The sequence below is a fragment of the Nesterenkonia sandarakina genome (assembly GCF_003003175.1).
Classification (GTDB): domain Bacteria; phylum Actinomycetota; class Actinomycetes; order Actinomycetales; family Micrococcaceae; genus Nesterenkonia; species Nesterenkonia sandarakina_A.
This window is the reverse complement of record NZ_PVTY01000007.1, coordinates 155730-180192: the sequence shown is the minus strand read 5'-3', so window position 1 is coordinate 180192 and position 24463 is coordinate 155730. Positions and strand designations below refer to the sequence as shown.

Genomic DNA, 24463 nt, shown 5'->3' with positions numbered 1-24463 from the left:
TGGCCACCGGTATGCCGATCTACTTCTGTGACCCGCACTCGCCCTGGCAGCGGGGCACCAACGAGAACACCAACGGGCTCTTACGACAGTACTTCCCGAAGGGCACTGACCTGTCGTTCCATGGACCAGGGATCCTTGAGAACGTCGCTGCGGAATTGAACAGCCGGCCCCGAAAGCGCCACGGCTACCGAACTCCGGCAGAGGTCCTCGACGGGATACTCTCAGGTCCAGAGAATCAAACCGGTGTTGCGCTCACCGCATGAATTCGCCGGTGTTCGATGGGCACTAGCCCGAGACAAAAGAAGATCAGGGAAGAACGAGGGCTCATGTTCTCGCCAGGACGCCCCAGCATCGCCTGGCGTCAGGACAGAGTCCGCTTCTGGGAAGCTATCGCGGCCGGCGCGAAGACTCGAGAAGCCGCGGTCGCCGCTGGGGTTTCAGAGCCGGTAGCTCACCGCTGGTTCAAGCATGCTGGTGGTGTGAATCCACGACTGGCACCCACCACCTCCGGACGATACCTCTCCTCCGCGGAGCGTGAGGACATCGCGCTATGGCGAGCCCAACAGGTCGGAGTCCGGGACATCGCGAAGCGGCTGGGCCGCAGCCCGTCGACCATCTCTCGGGAGCTGCGCCGCAACGCCTCCACTCGCACCTACCGACTGGAGTACAAGGCATCAACGGCTCAGTGGCACGCAGAACGCCGGGCAAAGCGGCCCAAGACCGCGAAGATGGTCACCCACCACCAGTTGCGCCAGTATGTCCAGGACAAGCTCAGCGGTGAGATCCTCACCGCCGATGGTGAGATCGTCGGCCCCGTCGGGCCGGTCTGGGGAGGTAAGAACAAACCTCACCGCGGTGACCGAGAATGGGTCACGGGCTGGAGCCCACAGCAGATCGCTCAGCGCCTTCGCCTCGACTTTCCCGAGGATGAATCGATGCGCATCTCTCATGAGGCGATCTACCAGGCGTTATACGTCGAGGGCCGCGGCGGCCTTGAGCGCAAGCAGTCCTGGCATCTGCGCCGAGGCCGGGCTAAGCGGACGCCGCGGGCGAGAACCCGGCAACAAGCCTGGGCTCACGTCACCGAGGAAACGGTGTTGAACAAGCGCCCTGCGGAGGTCGAAGACCGCAAGATCGCCGGGCATTGGGAAGGGGACCTGATCATCGGGTTGAAGCGTTCAGCGGTCGCCACGTTGATCGAGCGCACCACCCGCTACGCGATGCTGGTTCATTTACCGCGCCAGACCGGATACGGGATGATCCGTCCGACGAAGAACGGCCCGGCACTGGCGGGCTACGGCGCACTGACCATGAAGGACGCGCTGGCGAGATCGATCACGCCGCTGCCCGAGCAGTTGCGCCGTTCTCTGACTTGGGACCGGGGAAAAGAACTCTCTGCTCATGCGCTGCTGACAAGAGAGACTGGACTGCCCGTCTACTTCGCCGACGCGAAGAGTCCCTGGCAGCGTGGCTCCAACGAACACCTCAATGGTCTCCTGCGGCAGTACTTCCCGAAAGGTACTGATCTCTCCAGATGGAACGCCGATGAGATCGCAGCCATCGCCACGGCCCTGAACAATAGGCCTCGCGGCATACTGGGGTGGCGCACCCCAGCTGAGGCCTTCGCCGATCAACTACGCTCAGTGCAACAACAGACTGTTGCGACGATCGGTTGAATACGGCCAGTACACCTCGGTGCGTTTCACCGAGCATCTAGAGATCGAAGGCATTCGTCCTTCGATCGGCACCGTCGGTGATGCCTATGACAACAGCCTGATGGAGTCCATCATCGGGTTGTTCAAGACTGAGTGCATCCGCACCGATGTCTTCCATGAAGGGCCCTATCGGCAGTTGGCAGACGTCGAGTTCGCCACTGCTGGCTGGGTCGATTGGTGGAACAACCGTCGCCTCCACGGGGCGAGGGGAAACCTGACCCCGGTAGAGTACGAGCGCGCTTACTACGCAGCTAATGTGAGTGAGCCGCAGCCCGTGTAACAGCGGCAGAGAACCTGGGACGCTTCATTGCTAGACACTGGTGGCTTCAGACCGCTACTACACCCTCATCTGCGATGAGCCGGTATAGCTTGACCCCGGTAGCGGACGAGTACGCTGGCTAGCGTCTAGGTCCCAGGTGGAACTCCTGTGCTCAGGATCTACAGAATCTGTGAAATTCCAACTCGTTAAGAGCGGGGGTTGACCATCGGAAACTCAGACGTTTGTAGACGACAAATACGCTTTGAGCATTTCAAACTGGCCGATTGGGGTGAATCCAGTGGCCAAGAGCTTTGCGAGGTCCATGACGCTGTTAGTTGGTCGCGGCGCCACGCCGTGTTTGCCTGCGAAGAATTCTGCGCTGCTGACTGGCGTCACGCGTTCGGCACTATGGCCGGTGAGCTCGAAGACTCTCTTAGCGACTTCGGACCAACTGACAGTCTTTCCGGAGTTAGTGACGTTGTAGGTTCCATACCGGGCTCGGACACCGAGAAGATGGTTTATTGCACGTGCTATCTCGGAGGCGAAGCTAAGTCTCCCGAACTGGTCAGCAACCACGGATGGGCGGACGCCCCGGTCCGCCAGGGACTCCATCGTCTTCACGAAGTTGTTGCCGTCGCCGATTACCCACGATGTGCGCAGAATGTAATGTTTTTTCGTGGTGCCCACGGAGTAGTCGCCTGCAGCCTTCGACTGACCGTAGACGCCCAGTGGAGTGAAAGGTTCTTCTTCAGTGTGCGAGGTCTCAGTCCCATCAAAGACGTAGTCCGTGGAGACATGCACTAGCGTCAGGTTGTGTTCCGATGCGATCCGAGCTAGACGTGCTGGCCCAGCTGCGTTGACCGCCCATGCCTGAGCGCGCCCGCTGGTGGTTTCTGCCTCGTCTACTGCGGTATAGGCAGCCGCGTTTACAATGGTGCTGTAGGTCGACCACTTGATGGCTGCGAGGGTCTCCGGGTGGGCTAGGTCAATGATGTCGCGTCCCACGATGTCTACGTCTTCCCGGTCGGCCCATAATTCGGTCAAGGCGCGACCGAGCTGACCGGTCGCGCCGATCACGAGTGTCTTGAGCGGCTTCATGGGGGTGACGTCCTCAAGCCTCGGATGGGCGAGGTCCTTCTGCGAGAGCTCGACATTTTCTAGGCCAAGCGGCCACGGAATGGAGGCCGTGTCGTCCGCGACGTTCAGGAAGGTGTAGTTACTCTGTGCCTCGGCCGACCAATGGTCGTTGACCAGGTAGGTATATGCCGTGTTCTCATCCAGTGCCTGAAAAGCGTTGCCAACGCCTCGCGGAACGAAAACCGCCACGGAGGGGTCGATCTCACACCAGTACGTCGCTCCAAAGGATTTACCTTCGCGCAGGTCCACCCAGGCTCCGAAGACACGGCCGGTGGCCACTGAGACGTACTTGTCCCATGGTTCAGCGTGAATGCCACGGGTAACTCCGGGCGAGGCATTGAAAGAGATGTTGTTCTGCACCGGGCCAAAGTCCGGAAGACCCAGGTCGGTCATCTTCTGGCGTTGCCAGTTCTCTTTGAACCAACCACGGTTGTCTCCGTGGACGGGCAGGTCAATCACCTTGAACCCAGGGATCGGTGTATCCCTCACGGACAGAGTCTTGCGAGTGGGTACTTCAGTCATGTCGTGGCCGCCTTCTATTCAACTCTGTCTTGGTCAGTGCCCTGTATTCGCGTACTTAGCCTCTGCCGCTGCCTTTTGTTCTCGCCACCAATCCTCATTCTTGCGATACCACTCGATGGTGTCTCTGAGGCCTGCTTCAAAGTCTGTGAACTCGGGCGTCCATCCGAGCTCATCCCGGAGCTTGCTTGCGTCGATCGCGTACCGGAGGTCGTGTCCTGGGCGATCTGCGACATGGTCGTATGCCGAGGGGTCTTGCCCCATTTCCGTCAGGATTGCTCGGATCACTTCCATGTTGTTCTTCTCGCCGTCCGCACCGATCAGGTAAGTCTCGCCTGGTCGTCCGTGCTCGAGGATGCGAAGCACCGCTGAGGAATGGTCATCAGCGTGTATCCAATCGCGAACATTCTCACCCTTGCCGTAAAGGCGAGGGCGCACACCGTCGATGACGTTGGTGATCTGACGGGGAATGAACTTCTCGACGTGCTGCCGTGGTCCGTAGTTGTTCGAGCAGTTCGAGATGGTCGCTTCGAGTCCGAATGACCTCACCCAGGCACGCACCAACAGGTCTGAGCCGGCCTTGGTGGAGGAATAGGGTGAGGATGGGTTATACGGCGTGTCCGCCGTGAACTTCGCGGGATCGTCCAGCGGGAGGTCTCCGTAGACCTCGTCTGTCGAAATGTGGTGGAAGCGAGTTCCATGTAGCCGCGCCGCTTCGAGGAGCGTGTATGTTCCCACGATGTTGGTCTGCACGAATGGAGCAGGATCGACCAACGAGTTGTCGTTGTGGGTCTCCGCCGCGTAGTGGACTACTGCGTCTGCCGTCCGTGCAAGATCCCCCACGAGCGCGGCATCTGAGATATCCCCGACTACCAGTTCTACTCTGTCGGCAGGAAGACCCTGGAGTGCAGACCCTGAACTCGCGTACGTGAGCGCGTCGAGGACGACGACTCGGTGACTGGTGTGACTCAGAACATAGTGGACGAAGTTTGAGCCGATAAAACCGGCCCCGCCGGTGACCAAAAGTGTGCTCATGGACCCACTCTATTGGTCCAACGGTGGATCTGAGGTTCAACACTTCGACGGGCGTCCGAAGTAGTATGTGAACTGTTGATGCTCACGTCGATTCTTGGGGGACGTAAAACGATATGGCACGCAAGGGCATAATTCTCGCCGGGGGCTCCGGGACCAGGCTGCATCCAGTTACGAGGGGTGTATCGAAGCAGCTTCTACCGGTCTACGACAAGCCCATGATCTACCACCCAGTATCAGTTCTCATGCTTGCTGGTATTCAGGAAATCTTGATCATTTCCACACCGGAAGATTTACCGCAGTATCGTAAGCTTCTCGGGACCGGCGAGGATTTCGGGATCCGCTTCGAGTACGCCGAGCAGCCCAAGCCGGAAGGCCTGGCGCAGGCGTTTCTCATTGGCGAAGATTTCATCGGGAGTGACCCCGTTTGCCTCGTTCTTGGGGACAACATCTTTCACGGACAGCACTTCTCAGAACAGCTACACAGAGCTTCGTCCCGTGAAGTTGGGGCTACCGTGTTCGGATACCTAGTGAAGGACCCAGAACGCTTCGGCGTGATCGAGTTCGACGATCAGGGTCGCGCGTTGTCAATCGAGGAGAAGCCGAAATCGCCCAAGTCGCCCTATGCAGTGACAGGCCTCTACTTCTACGACAACGAGGTAATCGAGATCGCGAAGCAAGTTGTTCCCTCTCCGCGGGGGGAACTGGAGATCACTAGTGTCAACAACGCATATCTGGAACGCGGCACCCTTACCGTGGAACGCCTCGGGCGCGGTTTTGCGTGGCTTGATACAGGCACGCATGACAGCCTCATCGAAGCTGGACAGTACGTCCAAACGGTTGAACATCGGCAGGGACTCAAGATTGCGTGCCTGGAAGAGATCGGCTGGCAACAGGGATGGCTTACTAGGGATCAACTGATGGCTGCGGGGAAGGCCCTCAAGAAGACTGACTACGGTCAGTACCTCATGGACCGGGCCAAGGGTCCCGCGTTCTGAGGCTGAGCGCGGTATGAGCAGTCTTCGCGGAATGTGAGGGTCCACATGCAGAAGACTTGTGGCACGCCGACCCGACGTCCCGTCTTGATGCTCAGTCGAAGGTTTTGAAGCAGCGGTTCGACCGAGTTGGTTCGGTGTATCATCATCCAAGCGTGGGGGAGTATCCCTAACACTGTGGTCGTCAGCACGCGAGGCAACGTCGCCTCGCCGGACACAGAGGCCTGGACTCAGGCGGAGAGACTCGCGATGTCAGGGTTGTACCCATCTTCGCGAAAGGCTCCTTCATGGAGATCTCCCCATTGGTCTGGACCGTCACGCTTGCGCTGATCATCGGTCTGCTGCTCTTCGACTTCGTCTTCCACGTGCGCAAGGCGCACACCCCCACCATCAAAGAGGCCGCCCTCTGGTCCGCCTTCTACGTGGGCGTGGCCCTGCTCTTCGGCCTCGGCTTCTTCGCCCTGGGCTACCCAGAGATGGCCACCGAGTACTACGCCGGCTATGTCACCGAGAAGGCGCTCTCGGTGGACAACCTCTTCGTCTTCCTGGTCATCATGGGCAGCTTCAACGTCCCCCGGGAGTACCAGCAGAAGGTGCTGCTCTTCGGCATCGTCTTCGCGCTGATCGCGCGAAGCGGGTTCATCTTCATCGGCGCCGGGCTGATCAGCCTCTGGAGCGACGTCTTCTACCTCTTCGGCATCATCCTGCTGATGACCGCCGGACAGCTGCTCAAGAAGGAGCTCGCCGGGGACTCCGGGGGAGACGAGGCGGATAACTTCATCATCCGCTTCGCCCGCCGGCACCTGAACACCACCGATGACTTCCACGGCGACAAGCTGACCACCCGCATCGACGGCAAGCGCATGTTCACCCCGATGCTGCTGGTGATGCTCGCCATCGGCGGCACCGACCTGCTCTTCGCCGTGGACTCGATCCCGGCCATCTACGGGCTCACCCAGGAGCCCTTCATCGTCTTCGCCGCTACAGCTTTCTCCCTGATGGGTCTACGTCAGCTCTACTTCCTGATCGACGGTCTGCTGGACCGGCTCATCTACCTCTCCTACGGCCTGGCACTCATCCTGGGCTTCATCGGCGTCAAGCTGATGATCCACGCGCTGCACGACAACAACCTGCCGTTCATCAACAACGGTGAGGACGTCTCCGTCGTGGAGATCACCACCGGGCTCTCGCTGCTGGTCATCGTGGGCGTCTTGATCATCACCGTGGTCGCCTCGCTGCTGGCACCGAAGGGTCGCGCTCTGCGCGCCATCCAGAACGCCGAGAAGTACAGCCAGCGCTACGTGGACCTCTCCGAGAAGGCGCCCGAGGACCGCGAGTTCAGCCTGATCAAGACCGCCGAGAAGTCCGACTACTGGTCCGCGAAGGTCGCGAACGTCCCCGAGAAGTACCAGGCCGACCTGATCGAACATCGCGGCAACTACGTCGCGCTGCTGGAAAAGGCCCGCGGGCTGCGCACCGGAGTCAAGTGAGCCGGATCAGATGAGCCTCAGGTGCGTTTCAGCAGCTCACCAAAGACCCGGGCGCCGTCGTCGCCCAGCCCGTCGTGGTGGAACTCGCTGGTCTCCCAGACGCTGATCCCGCCGACCAGGTCCGCGGTCTCCCAGGAGAGCTCTCGAGCCACATAGACGTCATCGGTGTAGAGCGCCGCGGCGGTGGGCACCCGGTTGCGGCGCAGCTGCTCGAGGTCATAGAGCGGCTCCCAGTCCTCTACGCCGGCCAGCAGATCCGCGGCGTCCACCAGCGGGGTGAGGGCAGGGTCCAGGAGCAGGTGTTCGCGCAGGATCATCTCGCCCAGCAGCAGCGGAGAGGCGCCCGCCGCGTCGAACTCCGGGAACTCGGCGGCCACCCGCTGGGCGGCCCAGCCGGTGGCCGCGCGGCCGTCGGTGCGCCCGGCGGGCTGGCCGTAGATGGATTCATGCATCACCGCGTACATCGGGTTCGCGGCAAAGGACAGCTGCTGGCCCACCGCGGCCAGGAAGGTGTCAGACAGCTGGGTCTGATCAGGCCCGGTGAACGCCTCTTCGAGCAGGTAGTGCAGCGAATCGGCCCGGGTATTGCCGCCCAGCAGCATCCCGACCAGCTGAAACCGGGCCGGGGTCAGCGCGGAGCCGTCGAGCAGCTGCACCCGGTGCGTGCGCAGGTGCGCGAAGACCGCGTCGAGGATCTCCCGGTCCTGCGGGAACCGGCCGAAGTGCTCATAGTTCCGGGTGCGCATCTTGGCGTAGGTGGCGCGGTAGACCCGGTCCGCGTGGCCGGAGAGCGGGGCCAAACCGCCAGTGATGAGCGCGCGGTCCAGGGACTCCGGCGCGAAGGAGAGGTAGCTCAGCGTGCAGAACCCGCCGAAGCTCTGGCCCAGCACGCTCCAGGACGTCAGGCCCAGTGCGCGGCGGAACGCTTCGGCGTCGGCCACGATCGAATCTGCCCGGAAGTGCCGCATATACGCGGCCTGGGTGGCGGCGTCGCCCCTCAGCTCAAGCGAGTGCCGAGTCAGGGGAGTGGAGAGTCCGGTGCCGCGCTGGTCCAGCATCAGAATCCGGAACCTCGCTCCAGCCTCGGCCATCCAGCCTCCCAGCTTCGCCGGCCGGCTGCCCTTCCCGCCGGGCCCGCCCTGCAGATACAGCAGCCAGGGGAGCGACTCCACATGCTCCCGGCCCTGCGCGGCCGCCTCTGCGGCGACGAACTCGCGGGCGTAGATCCGGATCGCCTCGCCGTCGCGCGCTTGGGGGTTCATCACTGCTGAGTGAACCAGCGGGACCTCCAACCAGTGGTCGGTGATCAGGGTGCCGTCGATCAGCGTGGAGGTCACTCCGGCGGTGCTGGGCCCGGCTGCCATCATCCCAGTTCGCCGACCCGGTCCATGATCACCACGGGTGCCCCGGTCTCATCGGAGGCGGTGAGGTCGATCCAGGCGTGGATGCCCCAGTCGTGATTCGATTCCGGGTCATCCAGGACCTGCACGGCCCGCCAGAAGCGGCGTTCCGGATCCGGGGTGTCCTTCGGGGAGACGTCGATCCGGACCAGGGACGGCCCGCGGGACTGGGCGTCGATGTAGACCTCTTCGTAGATCTCGAAGTAGGCGTCCAGCGCCTGACCCCAGCGGTCCTTGTCCCAGCCGTGCTCAGCGTCGAGCTCGGCGAGCTTCGCCTCCTTCTCCTCGGCGAAGAGCTCCGCGCGCAGGAACAATGCGTTGCGCACCATCACCTTGAACGCCCGGGTGTTGGCGGTGACCCGGTCCGGGTGATCCAGCGCGGAGATGTCCGCCTCCATGGCGGCCAGCTCGGCCAGCTTCTCCGGGGCATCCCCGGCCTGGAGCCGCTCCCATTCCTCCAGCAGCGAGCTGTCGGTCTGCCGGACCACCTCGCCGAGCCAGGCGAGCAGGTCCTCGAGCTCCTCGGTGAGCCGGTTCTCCGGGACCGTCTGCTTCAGCGCCTTATAGGCGTCGCTGAGGTAGCGCAGCAGCACGCCCTCGGAGCGGGCGATCTGGTAGTGGTTGACCATAGTGGTGAAGTCGAAGGCGCGCTCGAGCATGTCGCGGACCACCGATTTCGGCTGCAGCGCATGGTCGGACACCCAGGGGGCGCCGGTGCGGTAGATCTCGAACTGCTGGGTGAGCAGCTCGGCCAGCGGCATCGGGTGGGTGAGCTCATCGAGGATCCGCATCCGGTCCACATACTCCACCCCCTCGGCCTTGAGCTCGCCGATCTTCTCCGCCTTCAGCTGCTTCACCTGGGCGCCGGTGATCTGGTGCGGGGTCTCCAGGATGGATTCGATCACGCTGATCACATCGTGGGCGTAGGACTCAGACTCGACGTCGAGCAGCTCCACCGCGGCCACCGCGAAGGGCGCCAGCGGCTGGTTCAGCGCGAAGTTGTCCTGCAGGTCCAGGGTCAGGTCCACGGTACGGCCGTCCTCGTCCGGCCGCTCCAGGCGCTCGAGCACACCGGCGGTGAGCAGCTCGCGCAGGATCTGCAGCGCCTGACGCTGCAGCTGGGCCTTCCGGGCCGGGGTCTCATCGGCGGCGAGGATCATCCGGCGCATCGCCCGGATCGGGTCCTCGGGCCGCTCCAGCAGGTGCAGCACCATCGAGTAGCTGACCTTCATCCGGGAGACCATCGGTTCCGGGGTGGCGGTGATGATCCGCTCGAAGGTCTTATCGGACCAGGAGACGAACCCGTCGCGCGGCTTCTTCTTCCCGGCCGAGCGGATCGCCTGGGAGACCTTCTTCTCATCGTCGCCGTGCTTGGCGCGGGCCTTCTCGATCGAGGCGTTGTTCTCGATCACATGCTCTGGCGCCTGAACCACCACGGTGCCGTGGGTGTCGAACCCGGCCCGGCCGGCGCGACCGGCGATCTGGTGGAACTCGCGGGCATTGAGCTGCCGGGTGCGGGTGCCGTCGTATTTGCTCAGCGCGGTCAGCAGCACCGTGCGGATCGGCACGTTGATCCCGACCCCGAGGGTGTCGGTGCCGCAGATGACCTTCAGCAGGCCCTGCTGGGCGAGCTGCTCGACCAGCCGGCGGTATTTGGGCAGCATGCCGGCGTGGTGCACGCCGATCCCGGCGCGGAGCAGCCGGTTCAGCGTCTTGCCGAAGCCTGCCGCGAACCGGAAGGTCTCCAGCTTCACCCGGATCAGCTCACGCTCCTCCTTGGAGACCACGTTGAGCGAGGCCAGGCCGACGGCGCGCTCGGCCGCCTCACGCTGGGAGAAGTGCACCACGTAGACCGGGGCCTGGTGCGTGCTGACCAGCTCCTCGAGCTTGGTCTGCAGCGCGGTGACGGAGTACTCGTAGCTCAGCGGCACCGGACGCTCGGCGCTGGAGACCGTGACGACGTCGCGCCCGGTCCCTTCGCTCAGCCGGGCCTCGAACCGGGAGGTGTCGCCCAGGGTGGCGGACATCAGCAGGAACTGCGCCCGGCTGCCGGAGGCGCCGTGTCCGGGGGTGCCGGGCTCGGCGCGACCGGTGAGCTCCAGCAGCGGGACCTGCCAGGCCCAGCCGCGCTGCGGATCGGCGTAGAAGTGGAACTCGTCCATGATCACCGGGCCCACATTGGCGTCACGGCCGTCGCGCAGCGCCTCATTGGCGAGGATCTCCGCGGTGCAGCAGACGATCGGGGCGCCGGCGTTGACCGAGGAGTCACCGGTGACCATCCCGACGTTCTCGGCGCCGAAGATCTCCACCAGGGAGAAGAACTTCTCCGAGACCAGCGCCTTGATCGGGGCGGTGTAGACGCTGCGTTCGCCGCGGGAGAGCGCGAAGAAGTGCGCCGCGGTGGCGACCAGGGACTTGCCGGACCCGGTGGGGGTGGCCATGATGACGTGCTGGCCGTCGGCGAGCTCCAGGATGGCGTCCTGCTGCGCGGGGTAGAGCGTGATCCCCTGGGTCTGGGTCCAGGCCTCGAAGGCCGCGTAGAGCTCCTCCGGTCCGGCGGGGCCGTCTGTTCCCTCGGCGGGTTCGAGCTTGTGCAGTCGTTTGGATGCTGTGGCAGCACTCACCGGGCTCACCAGCCGCGTTCCCGCCATGCGGGGAGCTGGGCGCGTTCGGCGCCCAACGTCGTGGGGTCGCCGTGGCCGGGGTGGATGATCGTGTCATCCTCGTAGACCTCGAAGAGTCGGGCCTCGACGTCATCGAGCAGGGTGGTGAAGTCTTCGGCTGCCCAGGTCTTGCCGACGCCGCCGGGGAAGAGCGAGTCGCCGGTGAAGATGTGGGTGGGGCCGTCCTCCACCCGGTAGACGAAGGCCATGGACCCGGGGGTGTGGCCGCGCAGGTGGATCACGGCCAGGTCGATGCCGTCATAGGAGAGGCTCTCGCCGTGGCTGAGCCGCCGGTCGATGCTGACGTTCTTCTCGGCCTCGATGGCGGGCGCGTCCTCGGCGCCGGCGGCGGACTCCGGGCGGGCGGCGGCTGCTGCGCCGGTTCCCACACCGCCGGCGGGGGAGCTGAGCAGCTCTTCGAGCGCCCGGATGTGATCCCAGTGCGAGTGCGTGGTGAGCACCGCGGTCAGCTCCAGCGGGCAGGGAGTGTCCTGGGCGGCGGATGCGAGCAGACCCCGGATGGCCCCGGCGTCGTCGGCGGCATCGATCAGCACCTGGACCCCCGACTTCTTCGCGGTGAGCAGATACACGTTGTTGTTCATCTCGGAGACCGAGATGCGGCGCAGCGTGATTGCGGGGAGATCGTAGAGCAGAGAACTGTCAGAGGCCATAAGGGTCAGTCTAAGGTGCGGCGACCCTGCGGAACCACGAAACGGACGTACCCCGGCGCATAGGCCGGCTGCTTGACCGGGACCAGGATCCCGGCGGAGACCAGCGCCTCCTCGAGGCGTTCGGCGGTGCTCACGATCGGGCGCGCGCCGGCCTGCTCCAGCTCACCAGCCGGCGCGTAGCCCCAGCGCACCCCGATGCAGGACAGTCCGTGGGCGGCGGCGCCGTCCACGTCGAAGATCCGGTCACCGACCATGACCACCTTGGCCTGCGGTGAGGTCTCCGCGAGCGGGCCGTCTGCGGGCTCCAGGCCGATCGCCTCCAGCGCGGCCCCGAGGATCGGGCCCTTGCCGGCGTGCGGGATCGACTCGTCCTCCGGAGACCCTGCCACCGCAGCGAAGTGGTCGCGGATGCCTTGGATGCTCAGCAGCCGCTCGGCCAGACCGGTGGGCTTCGAGGTGGCCACCGCGCAGACCACGCCGGCGGCGTTGAGCGTGCGCAGCAGGTCCTCGATGCCCGGGTAGACCCGGCTGGCCTGCATGCCCTCGGCCAGGTAGCGCTGCCGGTACTCCTCCACGATCGAGGGGATCATCGCCTCGGTGACCCCGGGCAGGCTGGCCAGCGAGGTGGCCAGCGGCGGGCCGACGAAGGAGTCCAGCACCTCCTGGTCCGGGATCTCGATCCCGTGCACGTTCAGCGCGTGGACGATGCCCAGCGTGATCGCCCCGGCCGGGTCCACCAGGGTGCCGTCGAGGTCGAAGAGGACCGCCCGGATATCGGGAGCGGTGACGACCACATCGTCGGAGCGGACGGCGGCGGAGGCGGTGAGAGAGTCAGAGATCACGGGGCCATTCTCACATGGTCGCATTGTGCGGAGTCCCCAGCGTGATCAAGAACACCTCTTTTGAGGGGCGGAATGTTCGAATACCTGGGCATGAAATCCGTAGCAGGTACTCGGGGAATCCGCCCCTCAACGGGGGCCTCACCGGGAGGCCGGATCACTGGGAGTCAGCGTCACCGGGGAGCGGCGGCCGGCGTCGTCGTCTGCTGGGTGCTCTGTGCTCCGGCAGTGGCCTGTCCGCGCATCACCAGCCAGTGGAATAGTCCGCCCAGGGCCGCGCCGATGATCCACGCGAACCCGGCCAGGCCGGCCAGCGCCGGGACCCAGACCGTGAGCACCGCGAAGATCGCCGCGACGCCGAAGGCCGCGATCGCGCGCAGGTTCCAGCCGCGGGTGTAGTAGTACGGTCCGGCCGGATCCATGCTGAACAGGTCCGGTGTGGAGATCTGGCTGCGCCGGATGATGTAGTAGTCCACGATCAGCACCCCATAGAGCGGGGCCAGCAGCGCGCCGAGCGTGTCCACGAAGGTGGGCAGCCCGATCTGTTCGATCACCGCGACCCAGAGCGCGCCGATGATGAACCCGATGACCGCGGTGATGTAGCCGCCGGTGCGGAAGCTGATCTTCTGCGGGGCCAGGTTCGCTAGGTCATAGGCCGGCGGGATGAAGTTGGCGACCAGGTTGATGCCCACGGTGGGGATGAAGTTGGCGACCAGGTTGATGCCCACGGTGGCCAGCAGGAAGGTGATCGCCGCGACGATCGCCAGGATCACGGACTCGGTCTGCGCGACGATGTCGGTCGGGTTGTCCAGCGGTTCCCCGGTGCCGCCCTGGAACACCACATAGGCGCCGGCGGTGATGAACAGTGACAGGAACGTGAAGAAGGCCAGCGAGATCGGCAGTCCGGTGAAGTTGCCGATCCGCATGGAGCGTTCGGTCTTGGAGAAGCGGGAGAAGTCGCCGAAGTTGATGATCACCGCGGCGAAGTAGGCCACCATGGTGCCGACCACCCCGACGAAGGCCGAGATCGCGGCCCAGCCGGTGACGTCCTGGTTGCTGAAGATCGTGCCCACCGCCGGGAGCAGGTCGGACCCGGCGCGGACCCAGATCACGATCAGCAGCACCGTCATCACCACGTAGACCGCGGGCCCGGCGAAGTTCAGGAACTTGGCGATGGTGCCGATCCCGCGGGTGAACAGCCAGACCTGGATCAGCGCGACGATCACATAGGAGACCCAGCCGATCGCGTCCAGGCCCAGGAAGCTGCCGGTCTGCGGGCTGCCCAGCGCGGCGTTGAACGCCAGGGCCACCGCGGTGGAGGCGAAGTAGGTCTGCGCGCCGTACCAGAAGATCGCCACCACGCCGCGGACCATCGCGGGGAACCGGGCGCCCAGCACGCCCCTCGAGGGCCGGGCCATCACCGCATAGGGCACGCCGTGCCGGACGCTCGGGGGTGCCGGAGAGGTTGACCAGCCAGTTCACGAAGACCCCGGCGAGGATGATCGCGGCGAAGACGTACCAGCCGTTGATCCCGGCGCCGATGAACAGCGAGGCTGCCAGGGTGTACCCGGCCAGGGACTGCACGTCATTGGTCCAGACGTTGGAGATCTCGAACCAGCCCCAGCGCTTCTCATCCGGGCCGACGGGTCCGAGGTCCTTGTTGTGCAGGGCGGGGTGCGGTGCCGTGCGCTGCGCAGGGGGAGACTGGTGGGTGGTGTGGGCGGTCTGAGTCACTGTGATCTCCGGGGTGAGCGTGGCGCGGGGGAGGGGTGGATGCACAGCGAGACTAGCCTCGGTGAAACGTTCGGCATCACCGTTTAGGGACTCCTGCAACGAATGAAACACACCCGCGGCCCCCACCCCGCCCTCGCTTCGAACGTTTGTTCGAGCGCGTCAGGGGTTCTACACTGAACGACGTGTCAGAGCGAGCAGCAGAAACAGCGATCATCGAATCCGTGGACGACTATTACGCCGAGGGTGCGCGACGAAAATCCGCCACCAACGGCACGATCGGTCGTGCCGAGGCGGACCGGATCGTGGTCCAGGGTGCCCGCGAGCACAACCTCAAGGACGTCACCGTCGAGTTGCCGCGCAACTCGTTCATCGTCTTCACCGGCCTCTCCGGCTCCGGCAAGTCCTCGCTCGCCTTCGACACCATCTTCGCCGAGGGCCAGCGCCGCTACGTCGAGTCGCTCTCCGCCTACGCCCGGCAGTTCCTGGGCCGGGTGGACAAGCCCGACATCGACTTCATCGAGGGCCTCTCCCCAGCGGTCTCCATCGACCAGAAGTCCACCTCGAAGAACCCCCGCTCCACCGTGGGCACGGTCACCGAGATCCACGACTACCTGCGCCTGCTCTGGGCCCGGATCGGGGTCCCGCACTGCCCCACCTGCGGGGAGAAGATCGAACGCCAGACCCCGCAGCAGATCGTCGACCAGGTCCTCGGCTTCCCCGAGAAGACCCGCTTCCAGGTGCTGGCCCCCGTGGTCCGTGGCCGCAAGGGCGAGTTCAAGGACCTGTTCCGCGATCTCGCCAGTGAGGGCTTCTCCCGCGCCATCGTCGACGGGGAGATCATCCAGCTCAGCGAGCCGCCCACGCTGGAGAAGACCTATAAGCACCAGATCGAGGTGGTCATCGACCGCCTGGTGATCCGCGAAGGCATGCGTCAGCGGCTCACCGACTCGGTGGAGACCGCGCTGAAGCTCGCCGACGGACGCCTGGTCATCGACCTTGTCGACCTCGACGACGACGGCGAACCCACCAACGACCGGGTCCCCGAAGGCCTGAAGGGCCCGAAGCAGCGGCCGTTCTCCGAGAACCTGGCCTGCCCGAACGAGCACCCGCTGCAGCTCGACGAGATCGAGCCGCGCTCCTTCTCCTTCAACAACCCCTTCGGCGCCTGCGAGGTCTGCTCCGGCATCGGCTCCAGCCTCGAGGTCGACATCGACCTGGTCATCCCGGATGACACGCTCTCGCTCGAGGACGGCGCCATCGCCCCCTGGGCGCTGGGCAAGGCCTCCAAGGACTACTGGCTCCGGCTGATCACCGCGCTGTCCAAGGAGCTGGACTTCTCGGTGCGCACCCCCTGGAAGGACCTGCCCAAGAAGGCGCAGAAGGCGCTGCTGCACGGCCGCAACCACAAGGTCGTCGTGCAGTACCGCAACCGCTTCGGCCGCGAACGCACCTACTCCACCGGCTTCGAAGGCGTGCTCTCCTACATCTCGCGCAAGCACCTCGAGGTGGAGTCCGACAACGCCAGGGACCGCTACGCGCAGTACATGCGCCAGGTCCCCTGCCCGGCCTGCAACGGGCAGCGGCTGAACCCCGCCGCCCTCGCGGTCACCGTGCAGGGCGCCTCGATCGCCGAGATCGCCCGGCTCCCGCTGGACAAGTGCGCCGAGTTCTTCACCACCGTGGAGCTCTCCGCCCGCGACGCCGCCATCGCCGACCAGGTGCTCAAAGAGATCCTGGCCCGGCTGAACTTCCTGCTCGACGTCGGCCTGAGCTACCTCAACCTGGAACGCGCCGCCGGCACGCTCTCCGGCGGTGAGGCCCAGCGCATCCGGCTCGCCACCCAGATCGGCTCCGGCCTGGTCGGCGTGCTCTACGTCCTGGACGAGCCCTCCATCGGGCTGCACCAGCGCGACAACGCCCGGCTGATCCAGACGCTCACCCGGCTGCGCGACCTCGGCAACACCCTGATCGTGGTGGAGCACGACGAGGACACCATCGCCGAGGCCGACTGGATCGTGGACATCGGCCCGGGCGCCGGTGAGCGCGGCGGCGAGATCGTGCATTCCGGCTCCGTGCAGGGGTTGCGCGAGAACACCCACTCGATCACCGGCGACTACCTCTCCGGCCGGCGCAGCATCCCGGTGCCGGCCACCCGCCGCCCGGTGGACAAGACCCGGATGCTCAAGGTCGTCGAGGCCCAGGAGAATAACCTGGACAAGGTCTCGGTGGAGATCCCGCTGGGGATCTTCCTCTCGGTCACCGGCGTCTCCGGCTCCGGCAAGTCCACGCTGATCAACGAGATCCTCTACAAGTCTTTGGCGAACAAGCTCAACGGCGCCAAGCAGGTTCCCGGCCGGCACCGCCGGATCGACGGGATCGACGATCACCTGGACAAGGTGATCCACGTGGACCAGTCACCGATCGGGCGCACCCCGCGCTCCAACCCGGCCACCTACACCGGGGTCTTCGACCACGTCCGCAAGCTCTTCGCCCAGGCGCCGGAGTCCAAGACCCGCGGCTACCAGCCCGGCCGGTTCTCCTTCAACATCAAGGGCGGCCGCTGCGAGGCCTGTTCCGGCGACGGCACGCTGAAGATCGAGATGAACTTCCTGCCGGATGTCTACGTGCCCTGCGAGGTCTGCCACGGCGCCCGGTACAACCGCGAGACCCTCGAGGTGAAGTACAAGAACAAGAACATCGCCGAGGTGCTCGACATGCCGATCGAGGAGGCCGCGGAGTTCTTCGCCGCCTTCGCCCCGATCGCCCGGCACCTGAACACCCTGGTCGAGGTCGGGCTGGGCTACGTGCGGCTCGGCCAGTCCGCCACCACGCTCTCCGGCGGCGAGGCCCAGCGGGTGAAGCTCGCCTCGGAGCTGCAGCGCCGCTCCAACGGGCGCAGCGTCTACGTGCTGGACGAACCCACCACAGGTCTGCACTTCGAGGACATCCGCAAGCTGCTCCAGGTGCTGCAGGGACTGGTCGAGAAGGGCAACAGCGTGATCACCATCGAGCACAACCTCGATGTGATCAAGTCCTCCGACTGGGTCATCGACCTCGGCCCCGAAGGGGGCAGCGGCGGCGGGCTCGTCGTCGCCCAGGGCACCCCGGAGAAGGTCGCCTCCACCGCGGAGAAGACCGGCTCGCACACGGGCGCATTCCTTGCCGCACTGCTAAAGTGAGTGGGCCAGTTCACAGACCGGCACCCATTCCACACAGCAGGACGACGTCGCTGATCAGCGAGTAAGCGGAGGCACCAGGTGAGCACCACCCCCGAGGCGCAGGAGTCGCAGCGCGTCGCCACCAACGATGCGGTCCGCAAGACCTTCGAGATCGCGGTGAAGCTGTCCTGCCGGCCGGTCATCACCGGACTGGAGAACACCCCGGACACCGGCGGGTTCATCGTCGCGTCCAACCACCTCTCCTTCCTGGACTCGGTGCTGATCCAGGCGCTGTTCCCGCGCACCGTGAGCTTCTTCGCCAAGGCGGAGTACTTCAACCAGACCGGGGTCAAGGGCCGCGCGATGAAGCTGTTCTTCGAATCCGTCGGCTCGGTCCCGGTGGAGCGGCAGCGTCAGTCCGCCTCGGTGGAGGCGCTCTTCGAGCTCGGCGCCATCGCCGAGGCCGGCCACGGCGTCGGGATTTACCCCGAGGGCACCCGCAGCCGCGACGGCCGGCTCTACCGGGGCAAGAACGGCGTCGGCTGGCTCGCCGTGGCCACCGGGCTGCCCATCGTCCCTGTCGGGCTGCGCGGCACCGAGGCGCTGCAGAAGCCGGACTCCCGGATGATCCGGCCCACCAAGTTCGAGATGCACGTGGGGGAGCCGCTGCAGTTCGAGAAGCTGGGCAGGAAGCACCCGCTGCCCGCCCGCCGGGCCGCCACCGAAGCGATCATGGACTCGATCGCTGCGCTGAGCGGCCAGGAGCGGGTCGAGAAGTACAACGCGCCCCCCGCCGAGGACCATGGCTGATCCCTCCTCCTACCGTCCGAAGACCGGGGAGATCCCCACCACCCCCGGGGTCTACCGCTTCATCGATCCGCACGGCCGGGTGGTCTACGTGGGCAAGGCCAAGAACCTGCGCTCCCGGCTGAACTCCTACTTCGCCCGGGTCAACACGCTGCACCCTAAGACCTACGCCATGGTCCACGCCGCGGCCAGCGTGGAATGGACCGTGGTCGGCTCCGAGCTCGAAGCGATCCAGCTCGAATACACCTGGATCAAGCAGCACGCCCCGCGGTTCAACATCATGTACCGCGACGACAAGTCCTACCCCTACCTCGCGGTCACCATGAACGAGAAGTACCCGCGGGTCCAGGTGATGCGCGGGGACAAGAAGCCCGGCGTGAAGTACTTCGGTCCCTTCTACCCGGCCAAGGCGATCCGCGAGACCGTGGACACCATGCTCCGGGTCTTCCCGGTCCGCTCCTGCTCCGCCGGGGTGTTCAAGCGCGCCAAGGCCTCCGGCCGGCCGTGCCTGCTGGGCTACATCGGCAAATGCGCCGCGCCCTGCGTGGGGCAGATCAGCGAAGAAGACCACCGCAAGCTCGCCGAGGAGTTCTGCGAGGTGATGGCCGGACGCCCCGGCCCCCACGTGAAGCGGATCGAGAACCAGATGAAGGCCGCCGTGGCCGAGCTGCGCTACGAGGACGCCGGCCGGCACCGCGACGACCTCGAGGCCATCCGCCGGGTCTTCGAACGCAACGCCGTGGTGCTCTCCGAGGACACCGAGGCCGACATCTTCGCCTTCGCCGAGGACGAGCTCGAGGCTGCCGCCCAGGTCTTCCATGTCCGGCAGGGCCGGATCCGCGGCCAGCGCGGCTGGGTCGTGGAGAAGGTCGAGGAGACCGACGCCGGCGCGATGGTCGAGCAGCTGCTGATGCAGGTCTACGGCTCCATGGCCGACACCGAACGGATCCCGCCCGAGGTGCTGGTCCCGGCGCTGCCGGACAACGCCGAGGAGATGACCGCCTGGCTGCGCCAGCTGCGCAGCGACTCGGGCGAGGGCAGGGCGCAGATCAGCCTGCGCGTGCCGCAGCGCGGGGACAAGGCCGCCCTGCTGGGCACCGTGCAGGAGAACGCCGCCCAGGCGCTGGCGCTGCACAAGTCCCGGCGCAACTCCGACATCACCACCCGCTCCGCCGCGCTGCGCGACCTGCAGGAGGCGCTGGGCGCCGCCGAGCCGCTGCTGCGCATCGAATGCTTCGACATCTCCCACACCTCCGGCACCAACGTGGTCGCCTCGATGGTGGTGCTCGAGGACGGACTCTCCAAGAAGCGCGACTACCGGCGCTTCGCGATCAAGGGCGACGCCGCGCGGGATGACACCTCCGCGATGTACGACGTGATCACTCGCCGGTTCGCCCGGCACCTGAAGGACCAGGCCCAGTCGGAGGCCGCGGTGGAGGTTGCTGACTCATCTGACCCGGCCGAAGCTGCTGCGGGGGAGCCTGCTGCGGGGGAGTCTGCCGCAGACGGCGCTTCCACGGTCGGCACCAAGGACTCCACCGTGGTGGAGCGCGAGGCCGAGCGCTTCGCGTATCCGCCCAGCCTGGTCGTCGTCGACGGCGGCCAGCCGCAGGTCAACGTGGCCCGGCAGGCGCTGGATGACCTCGGGATCACCGACCTGCCCGTCGTCGGCCTGGCCAAGCGCCTCGAAGAGGTCTGGCTGCCCGGGGACGACTTCCCGCTGGTGCTCCCGCGCTCCTCCGAGGCGCTCTACATGCTGCAGCGGATCCGCGACGAGGCCCACCGCTTCGCCATCGCCTACCACCGGTCCAAGCGGTCCAAGGCGATGACCGCCTCGGCGCTCGACGACGTGCCGGGCCTGGGGTCGAGCCGCCGCGCCGCCGTCGTCGCGCACTTCGGCTCGGTGGCGAACCTGAAGAAGGCCAGCCTGGAGGAGATCATCGAGGTTCCCGGCATGGGCCGCGGCACCGCGCAGAAGATCCTCGACCACCTGCATGCGGAGACGCCTGCCGCTGAGGTCTGACCTGGGCCTAAACCAGGGCCTGAACCGGGGGTTCACCCTTGTCATACCCGGCAGATAGGCTTTGAGCATGGATGTTGGTCTGACCCCGGTGAAGCCGCCCGAGAACGAACTGTTGATCGTCACCGGCATGTCCGGTGCCGGCCGCACCACCGCTGCCCACGCCCTGGAGGACCTGGGCTGGTACGTGGTCGAGGGGCTCCCGCCGGAGCTCATCACCACCATGATCGACATCATCTCCCGGCACCCCGGGTCCATGGAGAAGCTGGCCGTCGTGATCGACGTGCGCACCCGCGCGCTGTTCTCCGACATGCTCGGTGCCCTGGAGCAGCTCAAGGCCACCGGGGTGACCTACCGGATGCTCTTCCTGGACTCCTCCGACGCGCTGCTGGTCCGCCGCTTCGAACAGGGCCGCCGGCCGCACCCGCTGCAGGGCTCCGGCCGGATCCTCGACGGCATCACCGCCGAGCGTGACCTGCTCAAGGAGGTCAAGGCCGCCGCGGAGATCGTGCTCGACACCACCGACCTCAACGTCCACGGGCTGGCCCGCGAGATCACCGAGATCTTCAACGAGGACGGCCCGGTCCAGCTCCGGCTCAACGTGATGAGCTTCGGCTTCAAATACGGGGTCCCTGCCGACGCCAACTTCATCGCCGATATGCGCTTCATCCCCAACCCGCACTGGGTGCCCGAGCTGCGCGCACACACCGGCCTGGACCCCGAAGTCAGCGAGTACGTGCTCGGCAACGAGGGCACCGGGGACTTCCTGGACAACTACGTGGAATCGCTGCGCCCGGTCATCGAGGGCTACCGCCGCGAGAACAAGCACTACGCCAACATCTCCGTCGGCTGCACCGGCGGCAAGCACCGCTCCGTCGCCGTCTCCGAAGAGCTCGCCCGCCGCCTGAGCCAGCTGCCCAACGTCACGGTGAACACCATCCACCGTGATCTGGGACGTGAGTAAGGCGTGAGCCAGAACGCCCAGCCCCAGCCACGCAGCTCCGCCCGCGGCTCCTTCCGGGTCTCCGCCCTCGGCGGGGGACACGGGCTCTCCGCCACGCTCTCGGCGCTGCGCGTAATCGCGGCGGAGCACCTCACCGCGATCGTCACCGTGGCCGACGACGGCGGCTCCTCCGGCCGGCTCCGCGAGGACATGGACGTGCTGCCCCCCGGAGACCTCCGGATGGCGCTGGCCGCGCTGTGCGACGACACCGAATGGGGCCGCACCTGGGCCCAGGTCATGCAGCACCGGTTCCGCTCCCGCGAGGGCGTCACCGGCAGCCTGGACGACCACGCCATGGGCAACCTGCTCATCGTCGCGCTCTGGGAGCTCATCGGTGACTCCGTGGAGGGGCTGCGCTGGGCCGGGACCCTGCTCGGCGCCCGCGGCCAGGTGCTGCCCATGTCCCGGCAGCCGCTGACCATGTCCGGCGTCGTGGAGCCGCTCGAGGGCCAGTCCGGTCTCGAGGCGCCGTTCAACAACGGGGACCGGCTCTCCTCCCAGGTCGCCCTGGCCACCGCCGGCAGCCTGGGCCGGCTCCGCGATGTGCAGCTGCACCCGGCCGAGGCCTCGGCCTGCGCCGAGGCGCTCACCGCCATCGAGCTCAGTGACTGGGTGGTGTTAGGACCTGGCTCCTGGTACACCTCGGTGCTGCCGCATCTGCTGCTGCCCGAGCTCCGGGACGCTCTCTATGAGACCGAGGCCCGGCGGTGTATCGTGATGAACCTCACACCGCACACCGACGAGACCGCCGGGATGAGCCCCGCCGAACATCTGCGAGTCCTTCATCACTATGCCCCCGGACTGCGTGTGCACCGCATCATCGCGGATCCCGCATCAGTCCCAGGTCAGGAGCGCGAAGAGTTCGCGGAGGCGGCCGGGCTGCTCGGCGCCGAGGTGCGGTATCACGACGTCGCCAAGGCAGGTCAGCCGGATGTGCACGACCCGCTGCGGCTGGCCATCGCGTTCAGCGAGGTCTTCGGGGGCTGAGCGGCACCGCGCTCAGGGGCATTGGGTACGATGACGGATCAGCATCACACGAAGACCAGAGGACAACACATATGGCGCTGACCGAGTCGGTCAAAGAAGAGCTCTCCCGCCAACACGTCAAGACCACCTCCGAGCGGAAGGCCGAGGTTTCGGCCATGCTCCGCTTCGCCGGGGGACTGCACATCATCTCTGGTCGGATCGTGATCGAGGCCGAGCTGGACCACGCGGCCACCGCGCGGCGGCTCAAGACCACCATCACCGAGGTCTATGGGCACAACCCTGAGGTGATCGTGGTCTCCGGCAACGGGCTCAAGCGCGGCTCCCGCTTTGTGGTCCGCGTCGTCCGCGACGGCGAGGCGCTAGCCCGGCAGACCGGTCTGCTCGACGCCCGCGGCCGCCCCGTGCGCGGCCTGCCCTCGGTGGTCGTCAACGGGTCCATGGCCGACGCCGTCTCCGCCTGGCGCGGCGCGTTCCTGGCCCACGGCTCGCTCACCGAACCCGGACGCTCCTCCTCGCTGGAGGTCACCTGCCCCGGCCCCGAGGCCGCCCTGGCCCTGGTCGGCTCCGCCCGCCGGCTCGGCATCCCGGCCAAGGCCCGCGAGGTGCGCAGCGTGGACCGCGTCGTGATCCGCGACGGCGACTCCATCGCGAAGCTGCTCACCCTCATGGGCGCCCACCAGACCCTGCTGGTCTGGGAGGAGCGCCGGATGCGCAAAGAGGTCCGCGCCACCGCCAACCGACTGGCCAACTTCGACGACGCCAACCTGCGCCGCTCCGCCCAGGCCGCCGTCGCCGCCGGCGCCCGCGTCCAGCGCGCCCTCGAGATCCTCGGCGACGACGCCCCGTACCACCTCAAATACGCCGGCGAGCTCCGGCTGGCGCATAAGCAGGCCTCCCTGGACGAGCTCGGCCGGCTCGCCGATCCACCGATGACCAAGGACGCGATCGCCGGACGGATCCGCCGGCTGCTGGCCATGGCGGACAAGCAGGCCTCCGAGCTGAAGATCCCCGGCACCGAATCCAGCGTCACCCCGGACATGCTCGACGGCTGAGGCTGGGTTCTGCAGGGTTGAGGCTGGGTTCCGCGAGGCCTGAGGCTGGTCTCCCCGGGCCTGAGGCCCACCTCACACGGCAGTTACTCCGGTGGTGAACACCGCAGGTCATAGGCGTCAATCCTCTTTATGGCGATGCCCTCACGGCATAGGATGAGAACCGAGTTGGGGTGCAGCTGGCCTCGACGAACCCCTGTGTCTAGGAGGACATTTTGACTGACTTCACGCTTCCTGAATTGGACTACGACTACTCTGCGCTCGAGCCGCACATCTCGGCTCGCATCATGGAGCTCCACCACTCCAAGCACCACCAGACCTACGTCACCGGCGCCAACACCGCGCTGGAGAAGCTGGCCGAAGCCCGCGAGAAGGGCGACTACGCCACCACCCCGAAGCTGCTCAAGGACCTGCAGTTCAACCTCGGCGGCCACACCAACCACTCGATCTTCTGGAAGAACCTCTCCCCAGAGGGCCAGGAGCGCCCCGAGGGTGAGCTGGCAGCAGCCATCGACGAGTACTTCGGCTCCTTCGAGGCCTTCCAGCAGCAGTTCACCTCTGCCGCGCTGACCATCCAGGGCTCCGGCTGGGCGATCCTCGCCTACGAGCCCGTCGGCGGCAACGTGGTCATCGAGCAGTTCTATGACCAGCAGAACGGCGTGCCCGTGGGCACCATCCCGCTGCTGATGCTGGACATGTGGGAGCACGCCTTCTACCTGGACTACCAGAACGTCAAGCCTGACTACGTGAAGGCCTTCTGGAACATCATCAACTGGTCCGACGTCGCCGCGCGCCTCGAAGCCGCTCGCTCGGGCGCCTCCAAGCTGATCACTCCCTGATCATCTCCACCCGGACGATGTAGCTGTCCGGACCGGACAGCTACACGGTCCGGTCCGGACGGTGACGCTGTCCGACCAGGGAGACTCGGCCCCACGATGTTGGGGCCAGCCATGGCGACATGATTGAATGATGTACGAGAAAACTG

18 protein-coding genes and 1 pseudogene are annotated in these 24463 nt (G+C 65.9%); 12 read left to right on the top strand and 7 right to left on the bottom strand.

Features of this window, described 5'->3' with window-relative positions:
• The 3 genes and pseudogenes from BCL67_RS07595 to BCL67_RS07585 form a co-directional block, all read left to right on the top strand.
• Positions 1–263: IS30 family transposase (locus BCL67_RS07595; protein WP_146131107.1), on the top strand; the 263-nt coding region annotated here is incomplete at its 5' end.
• Positions 264–278: 15 nt separating this feature from the next.
• Positions 279–1676 (top strand): IS30 family transposase, encoded by a 1398-nt coding sequence (locus BCL67_RS07590; protein ID WP_106122836.1) that lies wholly within the window; start codon positions 279–281, stop codon positions 1674–1676.
• Positions 1677–1683: 7 nt separating this feature from the next.
• Positions 1684–1995, top strand: a pseudogene (locus BCL67_RS07585) (integrase core domain-containing protein); the annotation flags it as partial.
• A gap of 213 nt (positions 1996–2208) precedes the next feature.
• On the opposite strand, the gene BCL67_RS07580 reads toward BCL67_RS07585, so the two are convergent.
• Together BCL67_RS07580 and rfbB are read right to left on the bottom strand one after the other, a co-directional pair.
• Complete coding sequence (locus BCL67_RS07580) at positions 2209–3633, bottom strand: sugar nucleotide-binding protein (protein WP_106122834.1); 1425 nt, start codon at positions 3631–3633, stop codon at positions 2209–2211.
• A gap of 33 nt (positions 3634–3666) precedes the next feature.
• The gene (rfbB, locus tag BCL67_RS07575; protein WP_106122833.1) at positions 3667–4665 is read right to left on the bottom strand and encodes a dTDP-glucose 4,6-dehydratase; all 999 of its coding nucleotides are present in this window, start codon (positions 4663–4665) and stop codon (positions 3667–3669) included.
• Between the two features lie 113 nt (positions 4666–4778).
• Between rfbB and rfbA the strand changes: the two genes are divergently transcribed.
• Together rfbA and BCL67_RS07565 are read left to right on the top strand one after the other, a co-directional pair.
• On the top strand, positions 4779–5660 hold the full coding sequence (rfbA, locus tag BCL67_RS07570; RefSeq protein WP_106122832.1) for a glucose-1-phosphate thymidylyltransferase RfbA: 882 nt from the start codon (positions 4779–4781) through the stop codon (positions 5658–5660).
• Positions 5661–5944: 284 nt separating this feature from the next.
• Entirely contained in the window at positions 5945–7147 is a 1203-nt protein-coding gene (locus tag BCL67_RS07565) for a TerC family protein (RefSeq protein ID WP_106122831.1), read from the top strand.
• A gap of 17 nt (positions 7148–7164) precedes the next feature.
• Here BCL67_RS07565 and BCL67_RS07560 read toward each other — a convergent pair whose 3' ends face one another.
• From BCL67_RS07560 to BCL67_RS07540, 5 genes are all read right to left on the bottom strand, one after another.
• Positions 7165–8511 (bottom strand): alpha/beta hydrolase, encoded by a 1347-nt coding sequence (locus tag BCL67_RS07560; protein WP_258174863.1) that lies wholly within the window; start codon positions 8509–8511, stop codon positions 7165–7167.
• Positions 8511–11198 (bottom strand): DEAD/DEAH box helicase, encoded by a 2688-nt coding sequence (locus tag BCL67_RS07555; RefSeq protein ID WP_106122829.1) that lies wholly within the window; start codon positions 11196–11198, stop codon positions 8511–8513. Before BCL67_RS07555 ends, BCL67_RS07560 begins: the two co-directional genes overlap by 1 nt.
• Positions 11177–11881 carry an MBL fold metallo-hydrolase gene (locus BCL67_RS07550; RefSeq protein WP_106122828.1) on the bottom strand — a complete coding sequence of 235 codons (705 nt, stop codon included), beginning with the start codon at positions 11879–11881 and terminating at the stop codon, positions 11177–11179. Before BCL67_RS07550 ends, BCL67_RS07555 begins: the two co-directional genes overlap by 22 nt.
• A gap of 5 nt (positions 11882–11886) precedes the next feature.
• Positions 11887–12723 carry an HAD hydrolase-like protein gene (locus BCL67_RS07545; protein ID WP_181255925.1) on the bottom strand — a complete coding sequence of 279 codons (837 nt, stop codon included), beginning with the start codon at positions 12721–12723 and terminating at the stop codon, positions 11887–11889.
• Positions 12724–12893: 170 nt separating this feature from the next.
• A complete protein-coding gene (locus BCL67_RS07540; RefSeq protein ID WP_258174862.1) occupies positions 12894–14153 on the bottom strand; it encodes a cytosine permease in 1260 nt (419 codons plus the stop codon).
• A 576-nt stretch (positions 14154–14729) separates the two neighbouring features.
• On the opposite strand from BCL67_RS07540, the gene uvrA reads away from it, so the two are divergent.
• The 7 genes from uvrA to BCL67_RS07505 all read left to right on the top strand — a co-directional run bounded on the left by uvrA (position 14730) and on the right by BCL67_RS07505 (position 24317).
• Positions 14730–17633, top strand: coding sequence for an excinuclease ABC subunit UvrA (uvrA, locus tag BCL67_RS07535; RefSeq protein WP_258174867.1), 2904 nt, complete (start codon positions 14730–14732; stop codon positions 17631–17633).
• A gap of 78 nt (positions 17634–17711) precedes the next feature.
• A complete protein-coding gene (locus BCL67_RS07530) occupies positions 17712–18422 on the top strand; it encodes a lysophospholipid acyltransferase family protein (RefSeq protein WP_106122826.1) in 711 nt (236 codons plus the stop codon).
• Positions 18415–20442 (top strand): excinuclease ABC subunit UvrC, encoded by a 2028-nt coding sequence (uvrC, locus tag BCL67_RS07525; RefSeq protein WP_106122825.1) that lies wholly within the window; start codon positions 18415–18417, stop codon positions 20440–20442. Before BCL67_RS07530 ends, uvrC begins: the two co-directional genes overlap by 8 nt.
• A gap of 67 nt (positions 20443–20509) precedes the next feature.
• Positions 20510–21403 carry an RNase adapter RapZ gene (gene rapZ, locus BCL67_RS07520; RefSeq protein WP_106122824.1) on the top strand — a complete coding sequence of 298 codons (894 nt, stop codon included), beginning with the start codon at positions 20510–20512 and terminating at the stop codon, positions 21401–21403.
• Positions 21404–21406: 3 nt separating this feature from the next.
• A complete protein-coding gene (locus BCL67_RS07515) occupies positions 21407–22429 on the top strand; it encodes a gluconeogenesis factor YvcK family protein (RefSeq protein ID WP_106122823.1) in 1023 nt (340 codons plus the stop codon).
• 71 nt (positions 22430–22500) lie between these two features.
• On the top strand, positions 22501–23481 hold the full coding sequence (whiA, locus tag BCL67_RS07510) for a DNA-binding protein WhiA (RefSeq protein ID WP_106122822.1): 981 nt from the start codon (positions 22501–22503) through the stop codon (positions 23479–23481).
• Between the two features lie 212 nt (positions 23482–23693).
• Positions 23694–24317 (top strand): superoxide dismutase, encoded by a 624-nt coding sequence (locus BCL67_RS07505; RefSeq protein WP_106122821.1) that lies wholly within the window; start codon positions 23694–23696, stop codon positions 24315–24317.
• The last annotated feature ends 146 nt before the right edge of the window (positions 24318–24463 follow it).

Coding starts and splice junctions, on each gene's coding strand:
- BCL67_RS07565 (WP_106122831.1), top strand. CDS start 5,945: ATGGAGATCTCCCCATTGGTCTGGACCGTCACGCTTGCGCTGATCATC.
- BCL67_RS07590 (WP_106122836.1), top strand. CDS start 279: ATGGGCACTAGCCCGAGACAAAAGAAGATCAGGGAAGAACGAGGGCTC.
- rfbA (WP_106122832.1), top strand. CDS start 4,779: ATGGCACGCAAGGGCATAATTCTCGCCGGGGGCTCCGGGACCAGGCTG.
- uvrC (WP_106122825.1), top strand. CDS start 18,415: ATGGCTGATCCCTCCTCCTACCGTCCGAAGACCGGGGAGATCCCCACC.
- rfbB (WP_106122833.1), bottom strand. CDS start 4,665: ATGAGCACACTTTTGGTCACCGGCGGGGCCGGTTTTATCGGCTCAAAC.
- BCL67_RS07580 (WP_106122834.1), bottom strand. CDS start 3,633: ATGACTGAAGTACCCACTCGCAAGACTCTGTCCGTGAGGGATACACCG.
- rapZ (WP_106122824.1), top strand. CDS start 20,510: ATGGATGTTGGTCTGACCCCGGTGAAGCCGCCCGAGAACGAACTGTTG.
- whiA (WP_106122822.1), top strand. CDS start 22,501: ATGGCGCTGACCGAGTCGGTCAAAGAAGAGCTCTCCCGCCAACACGTC.
- BCL67_RS07550 (WP_106122828.1), bottom strand. CDS start 11,881: ATGGCCTCTGACAGTTCTCTGCTCTACGATCTCCCCGCAATCACGCTG.
- BCL67_RS07555 (WP_106122829.1), bottom strand. CDS start 11,198: ATGGCGGGAACGCGGCTGGTGAGCCCGGTGAGTGCTGCCACAGCATCC.
- BCL67_RS07560 (WP_258174863.1), bottom strand. CDS start 8,511: ATGGCAGCCGGGCCCAGCACCGCCGGAGTGACCTCCACGCTGATCGAC.